We start from the raw sequence: 13579 nt of genomic DNA on the forward strand, positions 1-13579 counted from the left end.
CTTGTGCGTGGCGATGGCCAGAGCCTCGTCCTGCCAAGGAAATGACGGGTGCGCGATGATGATCTTGAGGTCCGGGAAGTCCGCGGCAACGTCGTCGAGCGCGAGCGGGTTGGCGTACTTGAGGCGGATGCCGCCGCCGCCCCGCACGCCGGCGCCGATCCCGGTCTGTCCACTGTGGAACAACGCGACCATGCCGTGCTCCTGGAGGACCTCATAGAGCGGGTAAGCCAGGAGATCGTTGGGGTGGAAGGCTTGCAGGCTCGGATGGAACTTGAACCCGCGCACGCCGTGGCGCTCGATCAACCGGCGGGTCGCGCGGACGCCGGCCTGACCACGCCAGGGATCGATGCTGGCAAAGGGGATCAGCACGTCGGGATGCTCGGCGCAGGCCTCGGCGATCTCCTCGTTGGCGATGGGCGGATGGCCGGTGGCGGTCTCGGCGTCCACCGTGAAGATCACCGCGGCCATCCGCCGCTCCCGGTAGTAGGCGGCGATCTCCGGCACGGTCGGGGTGCGGGCGCCCTCGACGTGGAAGTAGGCGGCCGAGCCGGCCATCAGGTGCTCGGGCAGCGACGGATGGCCCGCGGCGGAGATCTCCGCGTGGGCGTGCACGTCGATGGCGACCAGATCGTCGAGGTTCATGGCTGCCACCCAACACCATGACGACCCGTGGTTTGACCGTGACCGCTCGTTGTCGTTACCGTGGCGGCACAGCCCTCATTCGAACGGCGTTCGATATTTCGAATTTCTGGGAGCGCTCCCAGAACCGGAGGGCACGGGCAACGATGCACGTACCGCCGGGAGGTCGACATGTCCGGTCGTCGTTTGCGGACAGTGGGGTCAGTGGCCGCGGCCGTGGCCGTCTTCGTGGGCAGCGGGGTCGTCGCGGGTGCACCGCCGGCCCGGGCGGCGGCGGGGTGCGCGGTGACGTACTCGGTGTCCTCCCAGTGGCAGACCGGGTTCGGCGCCAGCGTGGCGGTGACGAACCTGGGTGATGCGATCTCGCAGTGGACGCTGGAGTGGTCGTTCACCGCCGGCCAGCGGGTCACCGAGCACTGGAACACGGTGATCACCCAGAGCGCGGCCGCGGTGACCGCGCGGAACGTGTCCTACAACGGTTCACTGGCCACCGGTGGGCGTACCGAGTTCGGGTTCAACGGTTCATGGTCCGGCTCCAACCCCTCGCCGACCGTGTTCCGGCTCAACGGCACGACGTGTACCGGGGGTGTCGACCCCGGCCCCGATCCTGGACCAGGCCCGGGACCGGCGCCGGGGTTGCCGAACCCAACGAATGTTCGCCATGTTGGCCTCTGGCGGCGCCATGTTGGCGTGTGGCGTCGCCGTGTTGGCCGAGTGCGCGGTGCGGGTCGCCGCCAGCAGCGTCCGGCGTCGCCGTCACCAGCCAACACACCCACGCCAGAAGCCAACACAGCAACGTGGCGCGCCAACACAGCGACGTGAGACGCCAACACGGTGACGAAGTGGGGCTGCCGTGCTAGGCGGCGGTCTGGAAGGAGCGTTTGGAGAAGCCGATCATGTAGCCGTCGATGACGGTGTGCACCGGTTGATCGGCGCGGGCGGCGGCGCCCAGCGTGATGAACAGCGGGATGTAGTGGTCGGCGGTGGGGTGGGCGTAGGGCATGCCGGGCGCCTTGGTGCGGTAGGCGGCGAGCTCGTCCACGTCGCCGCGGGCGAGGGCGTCGGCGACCCAGGCGTCGAAGTCGGCGGACCAGGCCGGGACCGCACCGCCCAGCATCTCCGGGGTGATGAACGGCAGGCCGTGGGTCATGAACCCGGAGCCGATCACCAGCACGCCCTCCTCGCGCAGCGGGCGGAGCCACGTGCCGAGGTCGAGCAGCCGCGCGGGATTCTGGGTGGGCATGCTGAGCTGCAGCACCGGGACGTCGGCCAGCGGGTACATGGCCATCAGCGGCACCCACGCGCCGTGGTCCAGACCGCGGGAGGGGTGCTGGTGCGGGGTCTCCCCGTCCGGCACCGCCGCGGCCACCCGGCGGGCGAGGGCGCTGGCGTCGGGCGTGGGGTACTTCATCGTGTAGTAGCGCGGATGGAAGCCGCCGAAGTCGTACACCAGCGGGGTGTGCGCGGCCGGGGCGGACAGCGACAGGGGCGCGGACTCCCAGTGCGCCGAGACGATCAGGATGCTCCTCGGCTTCGGCAGCGACTGCGCCCACTGGAACAGCTGCCGCAGCCATGGCCCGTCGTCGAACAGCGGCGGCGCGCCGTGGCTGAGGTACAGCGCGGGCAGCGGTCCGTCCGCCTCGGTCCACGGGCGCTGGGTACGCGCCTTGCGGAGCGCGCCGGGGAGGAACTGGTCGTAGGCCCCCGCGGGCACCGCCGGGTCGAGGATGGAGTCCACCTCACCAACGTAGAACGAGCTAGTTGAACCGTCAACCAAACGTGCCGGCAGCTACCGCCTCAGAACTCGTCGCCGCTGGTCAGTTGCCGCTCGAACTCGTCGGCATGGCTGACCACGAGGTGCAGCGGCTCGACGAACTCCTCGCTGATGCTGAGATCGGTCAGCGGCACCGAGTGCCGCAGCAGCGCGACACCGTCGACCACGGCGGCCCCACCGACCGGCGCCGCCCCGGCGAGCTCGAGCAGGCGGTCAACGTCGATCTTGTCCGCCCACCCCACCGGTGACGAGATCTCGATCAGCTCCGGCCCGTCCGGAGTGGAGATGTGGTGCACCGCCACCTGCTGGGTGCGGTCGCCCTCAGTGTCCAGCCGGAACCGCAGCCAACTCTCGTTCTCCTCCAGCACCTCGTACCGCATCCGGACATAGTTGATCACGTCGGTCCAGCTGGTCACCCTCGTCGCCTCTCACTACCGGTCCCTGCGCGGCATGAGCATTTCACACTCCGCACCCCCGGGTCACCCGGCCGGCCGCTGCCGTGCAGGACGCCTTCGGGACGCGGGGCGACAGAAAGGGTCCCTTCAGGACATCAGACACCAATACCCGGCCGGCGACGTGGATTCGCAACTACTAGTGTCCGGGTGGTGAGGCGGAGCATGGAGGAATATGGAGGAAAGTGGTGCCGGAGGATTGGGCTGCGGTTGCCGAGGCAATCACGGGGCGCATGGCGATGCTCGGGTTGAGTCAGCGCGCACTTGCTGAGCGTGCGTTTGTTTCGCAGGCTGTCGTGCGGGAGATCCAGCATCATACCGTTGAGCGCCGGCGGAGTCCGCGAACGCTCGAGGCACTGTCGGTCGCATTGGGCTGGCCACCGCATTATCTCTCGGCCGTGGTCCGCGGCCGGCCACCGCTCGCCGGACCTGAAGTGGCCGCGGCCGATCGTCGCGGCCCGACGGTACTGTCCATTATCCAGAAACTGGATGAAATTGCCAGCCAGGTCGACAGTTTGACGACAATGACGACCGAGATCATGAGGCGGCTACCGGACTTGGCGGCGATGAGAGCTGAAACCGATCGGCGGGCCGCTCGATGCCGTTCGCCCGGAATGGGCGACGTCACCGGTGACCCAGGCTAGCCAGACCGATCACGAGCACGACGAACAGGCCGAGAACAAAAGCGGCGGCAAGCATGTACTTATCCTTTCGAGGGAATTCCCGAGCGAAATCAGCTTATCCGGTGCAGCCGGGACAAGTCATCAGGCGAACGAGCGAATGATTTGCCGGGCGGTAAAGTATTGCGAAGTAGGGAGGAGCGCGATATGGGCGAGTTGCTGCCGGTGGCGACGGCGGGTGAGGCGCGGGAGCGGGGGGCGCGGGTGGGGGTGTTGCCGGTGGGGAGTTTTGAGCAGCACGGGGCGTTTCTGCCGCTGGTGACGGATACCGTGGTGGCGGTGACGGTCGGGCGGGCGGTCGCCGCGGAGTACTCGCTTTTCGAGTTGCCGGCGGTGACGATTTCCTGCTCGCATGAGCATGCGGGGTGGGCAGGGACGGTGAGTGTCTCGGCGGCCACTCTGTACGCCGTCGTGAACGACGTGGCGGAGTCGTTGCGGCGGTCCGGTGTGGACCGGTTGGTGATCGTGAACGGGCATGGGGGGAACTACGTGCTGGGGAACGTCGTGCAGGAGGCGCACGGGCGGATGGCGTTGTTCCCTACCGAGGTGGACTGGGCGCGGGCACGCCAGGCGGCTGACATCGAGACGACGGCGGACGACGACATGCACGCCGGGGAGCTGGAGACGTCGATTCTGCTGCACGCCCATCCCGAGTTGGTGCGTGCCGATTACGCCGAGCACGACCATCTGGCTCCGGCAAGGGACCGGATGTTGACGGTGGGGTTGGCGGCCTACACCGAGTCGGGGGTGGTCGGGCGGCCGTCGTTGGCGTCGGCGGAGAAGGGGCGGTTGGTGCTGGCGAGCCTGGTGGCGTCGTTCCGGGGGGTGCTGGAGGCGTTCGGCCAGGTGTCGAGGTGAGGAAGCAGGTGGTTGAGGCGTTCGCGTTTGGTGCGCAGGTAGGAGAGGTTCTCGGCGGTGGGGGTGATCAGCAGCGGCACCTGCTCGGTGACGCGGATGCCGGAGCGGCGCAGGGAGGCGAACTTGTGCGGGTTGTTGGACAGCAGCCGGACCGAGTGGACGCCGAGGTCGCGGAGGATGCGGGCGGCCGGGCGGTAGTCGCGGGCGTCGACCGGGAGGCCGAGGGCGAGGTTGGCCTCGACCGTGTCCAGGCCCTGCTCCTGCAGGCACATGGCCTGGAGCTTGGCGAGCAGGCCGATGCCGCGGCCCTCGTGGCCGCGCAGGTAGATCAGGATGCCGGCACCCTCGGTGACGATCGCCGTGAGCGCGGCGGAGAGCTGCTCCCCGCACTCGCAGCGGGTGGAGCCGAAGACGTCGCCGGTGAGGCATTCCGAGTGCAGCCGGGTGAGCGGGGCGCGGGCGGTCACGGTGCCGTGCACCAGCGCGATCTGCTCCTGGCCGGTGGCCGTGTCGCGGTAGCCGACGGCCCGGAAGTCGCCATAGCGAGTGGGCAGATCGATGTCGACGACCCGTTCGAACAGGTCGTCGTCGTACCGGGCATCGGCCAACTCCGTCACACCACCGCCTCCCGTCGTCTCCGTGGCGCGCACGCCCGCACCAGCAGCACCCCGGCCCCGGGCAGGCTCGCCACCAGCGCCAGCACGCCGTACACCACGGCGGTGCTGAGGCCCAGCGCGGCGCCGAAACCCGCCGCGCCGAACACCAGCGCCGCCACCCCTTCCCGCGGTCCCCACCCGCCGACGTTCACCGGCAGCCCCATCGCGAGCAGCGACAGCACCACCAGCGGCACCAGCTCCGTGACCGGTGCGGTCGCCCCGGCCGCCCGCGCCGCCACGACGAACAGCGTCAGGTGCCCGGTCAGCGCCGCCGCGGACAGCGCCGCGACGCCCGGCCAGGCACTCCTGGCCAGCAGACCGGCCCGCACGTCCGCCGCCGCGTGCCACCACCCGGAGCCGTTCCGCGCCCACCGCCGGCCGGCCAGCACGGCGACGCCGAGCCCGACCGCCACGACGACGGTGATCAGCACCATACCCCGCACCGGCGCCACCGCCGGCCTGGTGAGCAGCACCGCAAGCCCGACGATGATCACCACGGCCTGCCCGGCGGTGCGCTCCAGCACCACCGCGCGCACGCCGCGGCCCACGTCGCCCTCCTGCCGGCCGTGCTCCACCGCGCGCTGCACGTCACCGAGCACCCCGGCGGGCAGCACCGAGTTGAGGAAGGTCGCCCGGTAGTAGTCGGCCACCGCCGGGCCCAGCTCCAGCCGCAGCCCGAGCCGGCGGGCCACCAGGCACCACCGGCCCGCGCTGAGCACCGTCGTCACCAACCCGATTCCCAGCGCAGTCAGCAGCTGCGGGGCACCGATCACGCGCAGGCTGTCCACGAACGACCGGGTACCCAGCCGCGCCAGCAACGCACCCACGATCGCCACGCCGATCAGAACCTTCAGCCACGGCCAGGCCTTCCGGAGCGCCGTCACCTCGCCACCTCCGGGAGGGCGAGGAGGTCGGCGTGGGACACGGTGACGCGCAGCGCACCGGCGGCGATGGCTTCGAGGCGGCGGTCGAGGTAGGAGCGGGCTGGGCCGGCGAGGGTCGGGAGCTGCTCCACCGCGGCGGAAACCCAGCCGTGCAGCCACTCCGCGGTCAGCGCGGTGTCGGTGGGGCCGAGCCGCCACGGGCTCGGCTCGCGGTAGACGACCGCACCGCGGGCGAAGGCTTCGGCGGCGACCTCGAACGCCGACGGGCCGAGCCGGTCGTCGCGGCGCTGGTGGGCGTTGAACGCGGCCGCGAGGTCCACGTCAAGCGGGTCGGGCGGATCGAACACGACGCGGCCCAGCACCGTCAGGGTGAGCAGGGCCGGGCAGCCCGCCCCGAGGCAGGCCGCGGCGAGCGCCTCCACCTCGGCCGCGGTGAGCAGGTCCAGCAGCGCGGACGCGGTCACCAGCGACGTGCCGGCGAGGTCCGCGGTGCGCAGCCCGGCCAGGTCCCCGGGCACCGCGGTCACCGACACCACCCGGCCGGACACGCCGAACGACTCGAGCGCCACCCGCAGCAGGCCGGGATCCCGGTCGTGCAGGACCCAGCGCTGCCGCCCGGGCAACCGGCCGGAGAGCCACCGGCCCATCGCGCCGGTGCCGCAGCCCAGGTCACGGATGAGCGGCTCCGCGCCGGAACCGGGAACTCGGGTGCTCGAACCGGGAACTCGCGTGTTCGAACCGGGGACTCGCGTGCTGGAGAGGCGGGCGAGCAGGTCCGTGGCGCGGGCCGCTGCGTCGGCGTTTTCGCGCAACGCCAACCATTCCGGGGCGAGCCCGGTGCTCAGGCCACCCATGTCGACTCCAGCGCCGCGAGCACCGCGGAGAGCTCCGCCGCGGCGTCGGCCCAGCCGCGGAGGTCCTTGCGCCGGCGCCGGGCGCTGACCCGCAGCGTGTCCGGCAGCCCGGGCTCGGTCAGCCAGTGCCGCAGCCCCTCCCCGAGCGCCACCGGATCCCGCGCCGGCACCAGAATTCCCGGCACGCTGCCGTCGGATGCCGCCCCGAGCGTGTCCGGGACCGCGCCGGCCGCCGTGGCCAGCACCGGAATCCCGCGCATCAGCGCCTCGGCGACGACCATGCCGTAGGTCTCGGCGCGCGACGGCAGCACGACCAGGTCGGCGTGGGCGTAGCTGGTCTCGAGTGCCGGGCCGGACCGCGGGCCGGCGAGCGCGACGCGGTCGGCCAGCCCGTACTCGTCGATCAGCCCGCGAACCCGGTCGGCGAACGGCGGGTTGCGGCGCAGCGGCCCGACGCACAGGCACGTCCACGGCAGGTCGGCGACGCTGGCGAGCGCCTCGACCAGCAGGTCCTGCCCCTTGTGCGGGGTCACCGCGGCCACGCAGAGCAGCTGCGAGCGGCCGTCGGAGCCGCGCGCCAGCCGGGCCCGGTCGGTGCCCGGCGCCACGGTGTGCACCCGGTCCGGGTCGAGGCCGTGGTGCTCGACCAGCCGGCGCGCCGCCCACGGGCTGGTGGCCACCACCGCGCCGGCCGCGCGCAGGGTCACCCACTCGCGGGTGTCCAGCTCGGCGGCGACCACGGGATCCAACCCGGTCTCGTCCGCCAGCGGCATGTGCACCAGGACCGCGAGCCGCAGCCGCTTCGCCGCCGGTCCGATGATCTCCGGCCAGCCGCAGGCCACCAGCCCGTCGACCACGACCAGCGCGCCGTCGGGCAGCACGGCCAGCGACTCCGCCAGGTTGGCCCGGGCCACCGGGTCGGCCATCGGCCAGCCGCCGGGCACGGGGACGTACCGGGCCGGCAGGTGCTCACACATCCGCAGGTCGTAGACGTTGCCGCCGCTGGCAACCTCGGGGTCGTCGACGTCGCCGGGAACGACGAAGGTGATCGGGCCGCTCATAGCACGCGGCGGTAGCTGGCCCACGCGACGTGCGATTCGCGCAGGGTGACGGAGATCTCGGCCAGGCCCCGGGCCCCCTCGCCGAGGGAGCCGTCGGCGACGCGCCGGGCGAGCCGGTCGGCGATGATCTTGGCGAGGAACTCGGTGGTGGTGTTGACCCCGGCGAAGTCGGGCTCCTCGTCCAGGTTGCGGTAGTTCAGCTCGGACAGGACCGCGCGCAGCGCCCCGGCCGCGAGCCCGATGTCGACCACGAGGTTGTCGGCATCGAGCTCGGCCCGGGAGAAGGCGGCGTCCACCACGAACGTCGCGCCGTGCAACCGCTGGGCCGGCCCGAACACCTCCCCGCGGAAGCTGTGCGCGACCATCATGTGGTCACGGACGGTGAGGCTGAACACCGGCCCTCCCCTCCACTCAGGTGTCTTCTTCGTAGCTAACACGTACGCACAGCGAGGATGGTTCATCATCGGCCAGCCGAGCCAGCGTGGTGGGCAGCTCGGCGAACCGGCACTCGCCGGTGATCAGCGCCTCGTACCCGGGGTCGGCGAGCAGCTCGAGGGCGATCGCGAGCCGGCCGGCGAAGTCGCGCCGGCCGCGGCGGGCCGGGGCGATCCTGCCCACCTGGCTGGACCGCAGGGTGAGCCGCCGGGAGTGGAACCACTCCCCCAGCGGCACGGCCACCGGCCGGTCGCCGTACCAGCTCAGCTCGATCACCACGCCGTCCGGGGCCAGCAGCTCCAGCGACCGGGCGAGGCCGGCCTCGGTCGCGCTCGCGTGGATCACCAGGTCGAGGTCGTCGCTGGCCCGCTCGGGGGTCGCGAACTCGACGCCCAGCGCGTGCGCGATGACCGCACGGTCCGGGTTGACGTCCACCAGCTGGACGCGGGCCGCCGGGATCCCGGAAAGGATCTTCGCCACGCAGGCGCCGACCATGCCCGCGCCGACCACCGCGATCCGGTCGCCGACCAGCGGCGCGGCGTCCCACGCGGCGTTCACCGCGGTCTCCACCGTCCCGGCCAGGACCGCCCGCGCCGCCGGCACCCGGTCCGGCACGACGGTCACCGCGGCAGCCGGCACGACGTACCGGGTCTGGTGCGGGTAGAGGCAGAACACGGTGCGCCCGCGCAGCCCGGCCGGCCCCAGCTCGACGACGCCGACGTTGAGGTAGCCGTACTTCACCGGAGCCGGGAAGTCGCCCTCCTGGAACGGCGCCCGCATCGCGTCGTGCTGGTTTGCCGGCACCTGACCACGGAAAACCAGTAGTTCGGTCCCCCGGCTGACCGCGGAGTACAGGGTGCGCACCAGCACCTCGCCGCCGGCCGGCGCGGGTACCTCGACGGGCCGGATCTCGCAGTGACCGGGTGTGCTCAGCCACAAAGATTGATCCATGCGGTCAATCTCCTCGTACTCACTTAAGTGGAGACCTTGACGCCAACTCTTGATCATCGCGTCGTCCCGCTCACGGTTTCAGCAGGTGAGGGGCACGCGCAAGCGCAGCCGTGGGCGCGGACCCTGTGGGCCGCCGCACTCGGGCAGGTCGCGCTGCTGACGCTGCTGTCCCTGGTCAGCGACCTCAACCCGGCCGGCTGGCTGGCGGCCGCCGGCTACACCGCCGTGGTCTTCTCCGGGTTGGCGTCCGGGCTGCGGCGCACCGGCCGCGTCGCGTTCGGCCCGGCCGACAAGGTCACCCTGGCCAGGTCGGCCCTGGTGGGCTGCGTCACCGCGCTGGTCGCGGACACCGGACACCAGCCGGCCCTGCTGGTCGGCCTGACCGTGGTGGCACTGCTGCTCGACGGGGTGGACGGCCAGGTGGCCCGGCGCACCGGCACCGCCTCGGAGCTCGGCGCGCGGTTCGACATGGAGGTCGACGCCTTCCTCATCCTGGTGCTCAGCGCGTTCGTGGCCGGGCAGTTCGGCCTGTGGGTGCTGGCGATCGGGCTCATGCGGTACGCGTTCATCGCGGCCGGGTGGATCGTGCCCTGGCTGCGCGTGCCGATCCCGCCGAGCATGGCGGCCAAGGTGGTCGCGGCCGCGCAGGGGGCCGTGCTGATCGTCGCGGCGGCGAGCCTGATGCCGCCGGTGATCATGGCCGGGATCGTGGCCGGGGCGCTCGCGGCGCTGGTCTGGTCGTTCGGCCGGAGCGTGCTGTGGCTCTACCGCCATGAATGCCTCATTCAGGGCGCTGGACGCCCTGAATGAGGCATTCATGGCACCGTTACCGCGGCGGGGAGCCGTACGCGCTGAGGAACCGGTCGCGGAACTCGTTCATCCCCCAGACCGGGGCGCGCGGGCCCGGCTTGAGGCCGGTGTCCCAGCCCCAGGCGGAGATCCTCGCCAGCACGGCCGGGTCGCGGGCGACGACCGTGACCGGCACGTCGTGGCTGGCGCCCTGCCCGGTGACGACCGTGGCGGGCTGGTGGTCGCCGAGAAAGATCAACACGAGGTTGTCGTCGCCGTAGGTCTCCACGTAGGAGATCAGGTTGTTCAGCGCGTACTCGATGGAACGCCGGTAGTTGGCGCGCACCCGCTCCGGGTTGCTCGAGAAGATCGACTCCGGCTTGGCGTTGTCGCCGGCCATGGTGTCGAAGATCCGGCCGTCGCCGACGTCGTTCCAGCCGATCAGCCGGGGCACCGGTGACCACGGCGCATGGCTGGTCAGCGTGACGATCTGGGCCATCACCGGGGCGTGGCCGGGCGCGGCCCGCTCGCTGCGCTGGAAGGCGGACAGGACGTACTGGTCGGGCATGGTCGCGTAGCTGAACCGGGTGCCGCGGTAGCCGAGGTCGGCGGCGGCGTACACCTTGTCGTAGCCGAAGAACGCGCCCTCCGGGTAGGCCTGGGTGACCGCCGGCTCGACCCCGACCGTCCGCCAGCCCGCCTCCCGGAAGGCGCGGACCAGCGTCAACCGGTCGGTGGTGACCAGGTTCCGGTAGCGCTGCTGGTTGTTGATCCACAGACCGGCGTCCAGCGTGGCGTGGGCCAGCCAGCTGCCGCCGCCGTAGGTCGACGAGGTGAGGTAGGCGCTGCGGGAGTCGAACCCGGCCTTGTCGAGCCGGGCGGTCCCGGCGTCGAGCACCGCGGTCAACTCGGCGAGCTCCGGGTTGTCGAGCACGGTGCGCCCGTAGCTCTCGACGAAGGTGAGGACGACGTCCTTGCCGCGCAGCGCGGTCAGCAACTGGTCGCCGGGGGTGCCGCGGAAGGCGTCGACCGCGGCCTCGGCGGCGAAGTTCTTCGCGTCCTGGATGGCGGCGGGCACCTGGCGCGCGTGGGCGTAGGCGTAGGTCGCCGCGGTCCGGGACGCCACCGGCAGGCCGGGCTCGATCTCCACGCCGAGCACCGCGCAGACCAGCCAGACGACCACGAGCGCCCGGGCGGTCCGGGTGGTCGCGGTGGGGTGCCGGGTGGCGATGCGGGTCAGGCGCAGGGCGGCCAGCGTCGTGAACACGATCAGGGCGACGACCAGGACGATCGCGCCGACCACCGCGGCCGTGGCGGCGAACCGGCCGGCGGTGACCGCGACGTAGTCCACGCCGGCCTCGAGGAAGGTCCAGTCCAGGACCGGGTCGAAGCCGCGGTAGAGGGTCGCGTCGAAGCCCATGTCGGCGATCTTCAGCACGGTCAGCAGGCCGAGCAGCGCACCGGCGATCCCCGCCAGGATGCGGCCGGCGCGCGGTGGGAGGACGAGCACCAGGGCGGTGAGGACCAGCGCCTCCACCGGAATGCGCAGGAACGCGGCGACGGTGAGCCGGTCCAGGTCGTTCGGGGCGAGGAGGCCGAACAGCACCAGCAGGCAGGCACCCGCGGTCAGCACCCGGGCCGCGGCGCGGCGCCACACCGGGCGGCGTCGTGCGGGCGGCTCCTCGGCCGCGGTCCCGGTCTCCTCGTCGATGACGTCAATCGTCATGGCGTGTCACGGTAGCAAGCCCACCCTGTTCGAAATTCCGAATTCTATACGGCGGACCGAACGTCCGGTATGGTCGAATCACGGCACTCCGGACAGGGCGAGTTGCCTGCTGATTTCTCCTGTCGAATGAGGATGTGAGTCTCAATGGCGCGACGTGCCGGACGGAAATATTTCCGTCGCTCATGGTCTTCCCGGGTGGCGATGTCGGTCGCGGCGCTCCTGGCCGCGAGCCTGGTCTCGGTGACCTCCCCGCAGGTGGCGAGCGCGGCGAACACATTCACCAATCCGCTGAGCCTGCACGGCCCGGACCCGTGGCTGAAGTATTTCAACGGCTTCTACTATCTTGCCACGACCACCTGGAACCAAACCATCACCATGCGCAAATCGCGCACCCTCGGCGGGCTGGCCACGGCCCCCGACACGGTGATATTCCGGCTCACCCGCCCCAACGGCGCCGGCACGATGTGGGCCCCGGAATTCCACCTGCTCAACGGCCCCAACGGCCAGCGCTGGTATTTGTACTACGTCGCCGGCCGGGAACCGTTCAACCTCAACACCCAGCGCATCCACGTCCTGGAAAGCACCGGCCTGGATCCCATGGGCCCCTACAACTTCAAGGCCGACATGCTCGACCCGACGCAGAACAACACTTGGGAGCTCGACCCGAGCATTCTCCAACTCAACGGCCGGCTCTACCTCCTCGGCACGTTCTTCAACGGCTCTCAACCCAATTTCATCCGCCCGCTGTCCAACCCCTGGACCGCCAGCGGCACCCGGCACATCCTGTCCACCGCGACGTTCGGCTGGGAACGCGTGGGCGGCGCCGTCAACGAAGGCGCCGAAGTCCTCCAGCGCAACGGCCAGACCTTCATCGTGTTCTCCGCCAGCCACTGCTCCACTCCGGACTACAAGCTCGGCATCCTCCGCTACAACGGCGGCGACCCCCTCAACCAGTCCTCCTGGGTGAAGTCGCCCACGCCGGTCTTCCAGCGCAACGACGCCAACCGCGTGTTCGGCCCCGGCCACAACGGCTTCTTCAAGTCGCCCGACGGCACCGAGGACTGGATCGTCTACCACGCCAACAGCTCCCCCACGCAGGGCTGCGACATCAACCGCACCACGCGCGCCCAGAAGTTCACCTGGAACGCCGACGGCACCCCCAACTTCGGCACTCCGGTCGCCCTCGGTGCCCGCCTCCCATCCCCCTCCGGCGAACCCACCGGATGAGGTCGTGCGATGAACGACGCCTTCGTCCAGTTGGGAGCAACGAAGGCGTCGTTCATCGCACCTAGCACTCGTCCTACGCCGCGCAGAACTCGTTGCCTTCGGGGTCCTGCATGATCCACCAGTGCCCGGCGGGTCCCTTGTCGACCTCGCGGATCCGGGTCGCCCCCAGCTCTTCCAGCCGGGCCACCAGCTTGTCGAGGCCGCCGGGCTCACTGTGGACGTCGATGTGCAGGCGGTTCTTGCCGGACTTGCCCTCGGGCACGTCCTGGAACAGCAGCCGCCGGCCGTGGCCGACGCCGCTGGTCCGGTCGAACGGATCCTCGGGGTGGCGGATCGCGGCGTAGCCGCGGAAGGTCTTGCGGCCGCGATGCTCGAGGACCGCGTCCGCGCCGAGGTGGCCGGCGGCCAGCAGCTGCTCGACGAGCGCGCTGGGGTCCTCCACCTCGTACTCGAGGGCCGCGGCCCAGAAGTCCGCGAGGACGGCCGCGTTCGTGCTGTCGATGACCAGCTTCCAACCCAGTGCCATGTAACCAGTTATATCCCGCCCGGGCGATGAGACGTGCCACCGCAACGATCACCAGCGACGAGCCGTG

At 71.1% G+C, this 13579-nt stretch carries 15 protein-coding genes and 1 pseudogene; 5 read left to right on the forward strand and 11 right to left on the reverse strand.

The window, feature by feature from the left end; all coding sequences use genetic code 11:
* Positions 1–642 (reverse strand): amidohydrolase family protein (locus tag VGR06_RS00870; RefSeq protein WP_327556968.1); only part of this gene is annotated, 642 nt, incomplete at its 3' end.
* Positions 643–843: 201 nt separating this feature from the next.
* Here VGR06_RS00870 and VGR06_RS00875 point away from each other — a divergent pair.
* Entirely contained in the window at positions 844–1461 is a 618-nt protein-coding gene (locus VGR06_RS00875) for a cellulose-binding domain-containing protein (RefSeq protein WP_327556969.1), read from the forward strand.
* A gap of 34 nt (positions 1462–1495) precedes the next feature.
* On the opposite strand, the gene VGR06_RS00880 is transcribed toward VGR06_RS00875, so the two are convergent.
* A complete protein-coding gene (locus VGR06_RS00880) occupies positions 1496–2377 on the reverse strand; it encodes a class III extradiol ring-cleavage dioxygenase (RefSeq protein ID WP_327556970.1) in 882 nt (293 codons plus the stop codon).
* Positions 2378–2436: 59 nt separating this feature from the next.
* A complete protein-coding gene (locus VGR06_RS00885; RefSeq protein ID WP_327556971.1) occupies positions 2437–2829 on the reverse strand; it encodes a hypothetical protein in 393 nt (130 codons plus the stop codon).
* A 221-nt stretch (positions 2830–3050) separates the two neighbouring features.
* On the opposite strand from VGR06_RS00885, the gene VGR06_RS00890 reads away from it, so the two are divergent.
* Both VGR06_RS00890 and VGR06_RS00895 read left to right on the forward strand, forming a co-directional pair.
* A complete protein-coding gene (locus tag VGR06_RS00890) occupies positions 3051–3509 on the forward strand; it encodes a helix-turn-helix transcriptional regulator (RefSeq protein ID WP_327556972.1) in 459 nt (152 codons plus the stop codon).
* Positions 3510–3692: 183 nt separating this feature from the next.
* Positions 3693–4403, forward strand: coding sequence for a creatininase family protein (locus VGR06_RS00895; RefSeq protein WP_327556973.1), 711 nt, complete (start codon positions 3693–3695; stop codon positions 4401–4403).
* A 56-nt stretch (positions 4404–4459) separates the two neighbouring features.
* Here the strand turns inward: VGR06_RS00895 and VGR06_RS00900 are convergent.
* The 6 genes and pseudogenes from VGR06_RS00900 to VGR06_RS00925 form a co-directional block, all read right to left on the reverse strand.
* A pseudogene (locus VGR06_RS00900) lies at positions 4460–5053 on the reverse strand (GTP cyclohydrolase II); the annotation flags it as partial.
* The gene (locus VGR06_RS00905; protein ID WP_327556974.1) at positions 5017–5943 is read right to left on the reverse strand and encodes a lysylphosphatidylglycerol synthase transmembrane domain-containing protein; all 927 of its coding nucleotides are present in this window, start codon (positions 5941–5943) and stop codon (positions 5017–5019) included. The gene VGR06_RS00905 and the pseudogene VGR06_RS00900, both read right to left, overlap by 37 nt.
* Positions 5940–6797, reverse strand: a complete 858-nt coding sequence (locus tag VGR06_RS00910) for a class I SAM-dependent methyltransferase (protein WP_327556975.1) — start codon at positions 6795–6797, stop codon at positions 5940–5942. The genes VGR06_RS00905 and VGR06_RS00910 overlap by 4 nt, the downstream gene beginning before the upstream one ends.
* Positions 6785–7858 (reverse strand): glycosyltransferase family 4 protein, encoded by a 1074-nt coding sequence (locus VGR06_RS00915; RefSeq protein ID WP_327556976.1) that lies wholly within the window; start codon positions 7856–7858, stop codon positions 6785–6787. The genes VGR06_RS00910 and VGR06_RS00915 overlap by 13 nt, the downstream gene beginning before the upstream one ends.
* Positions 7855–8253 (reverse strand): 6-carboxytetrahydropterin synthase, encoded by a 399-nt coding sequence (locus VGR06_RS00920; protein ID WP_327556977.1) that lies wholly within the window; start codon positions 8251–8253, stop codon positions 7855–7857. Before VGR06_RS00920 ends, VGR06_RS00915 begins: the two co-directional genes overlap by 4 nt.
* Before the next feature lie 16 nt (positions 8254–8269).
* Positions 8270–9244, reverse strand: a complete 975-nt coding sequence (locus VGR06_RS00925) for a dehydrogenase (RefSeq protein WP_327556978.1) — start codon at positions 9242–9244, stop codon at positions 8270–8272.
* A gap of 27 nt (positions 9245–9271) precedes the next feature.
* Between VGR06_RS00925 and VGR06_RS00930 the strand changes: the two genes are divergently transcribed.
* Positions 9272–10054: a CDP-alcohol phosphatidyltransferase family protein gene (locus VGR06_RS00930; protein WP_414637120.1), complete on the forward strand. Its 783-nt coding sequence runs from the start codon at positions 9272–9274 to the stop codon at positions 10052–10054.
* Between the two features lie 16 nt (positions 10055–10070).
* On the opposite strand, the gene VGR06_RS00935 is transcribed toward VGR06_RS00930, so the two are convergent.
* Positions 10071–11759, reverse strand: a complete 1689-nt coding sequence (locus tag VGR06_RS00935) for a sulfatase-like hydrolase/transferase (protein WP_327556979.1) — start codon at positions 11757–11759, stop codon at positions 10071–10073.
* Between the two features lie 201 nt (positions 11760–11960).
* Between VGR06_RS00935 and VGR06_RS00940 the strand changes: the two genes are divergently transcribed.
* The gene (locus VGR06_RS00940; protein WP_327557016.1) at positions 11961–12986 is read left to right on the forward strand and encodes a glycoside hydrolase family 43 protein; all 1026 of its coding nucleotides are present in this window, start codon (positions 11961–11963) and stop codon (positions 12984–12986) included.
* 73 nt (positions 12987–13059) lie between these two features.
* Here the strand turns inward: VGR06_RS00940 and VGR06_RS00945 are convergent, their stop codons facing one another.
* Positions 13060–13512 carry a VOC family protein gene (locus tag VGR06_RS00945; protein WP_327556980.1) on the reverse strand — a complete coding sequence of 151 codons (453 nt, stop codon included), beginning with the start codon at positions 13510–13512 and terminating at the stop codon, positions 13060–13062.
* Positions 13513–13579 lie beyond the last annotated feature (67 nt).

Source organism: Actinophytocola sp., from assembly GCF_036002505.1.
Taxonomy (GTDB): Bacteria; Actinomycetota; Actinomycetes; order Mycobacteriales; family Pseudonocardiaceae; genus DASYTH01.

Bases quoted from the DNA above. Each gene is read 5' to 3' on its own strand.
- VGR06_RS00945 (WP_327556980.1), bottom strand. From the start codon at position 13,512: ATGGCACTGGGTTGGAAGCTGGTCATCGACAGCACGAACGCGGCCGTC.
- VGR06_RS00915 (WP_327556976.1), bottom strand. From the start codon at position 7,858: ATGAGCGGCCCGATCACCTTCGTCGTTCCCGGCGACGTCGACGACCCC.
- VGR06_RS00895 (WP_327556973.1), top strand. From the start codon at position 3,693: ATGGGCGAGTTGCTGCCGGTGGCGACGGCGGGTGAGGCGCGGGAGCGG.
- VGR06_RS00940 (WP_327557016.1), top strand. From the start codon at position 11,961: ATGTCGGTCGCGGCGCTCCTGGCCGCGAGCCTGGTCTCGGTGACCTCC.
- VGR06_RS00910 (WP_327556975.1), bottom strand. From the start codon at position 6,797: ATGGGTGGCCTGAGCACCGGGCTCGCCCCGGAATGGTTGGCGTTGCGC.
- VGR06_RS00925 (WP_327556978.1), bottom strand. From the start codon at position 9,244: ATGGATCAATCTTTGTGGCTGAGCACACCCGGTCACTGCGAGATCCGG.
- VGR06_RS00935 (WP_327556979.1), bottom strand. From the start codon at position 11,759: ATGACGATTGACGTCATCGACGAGGAGACCGGGACCGCGGCCGAGGAG.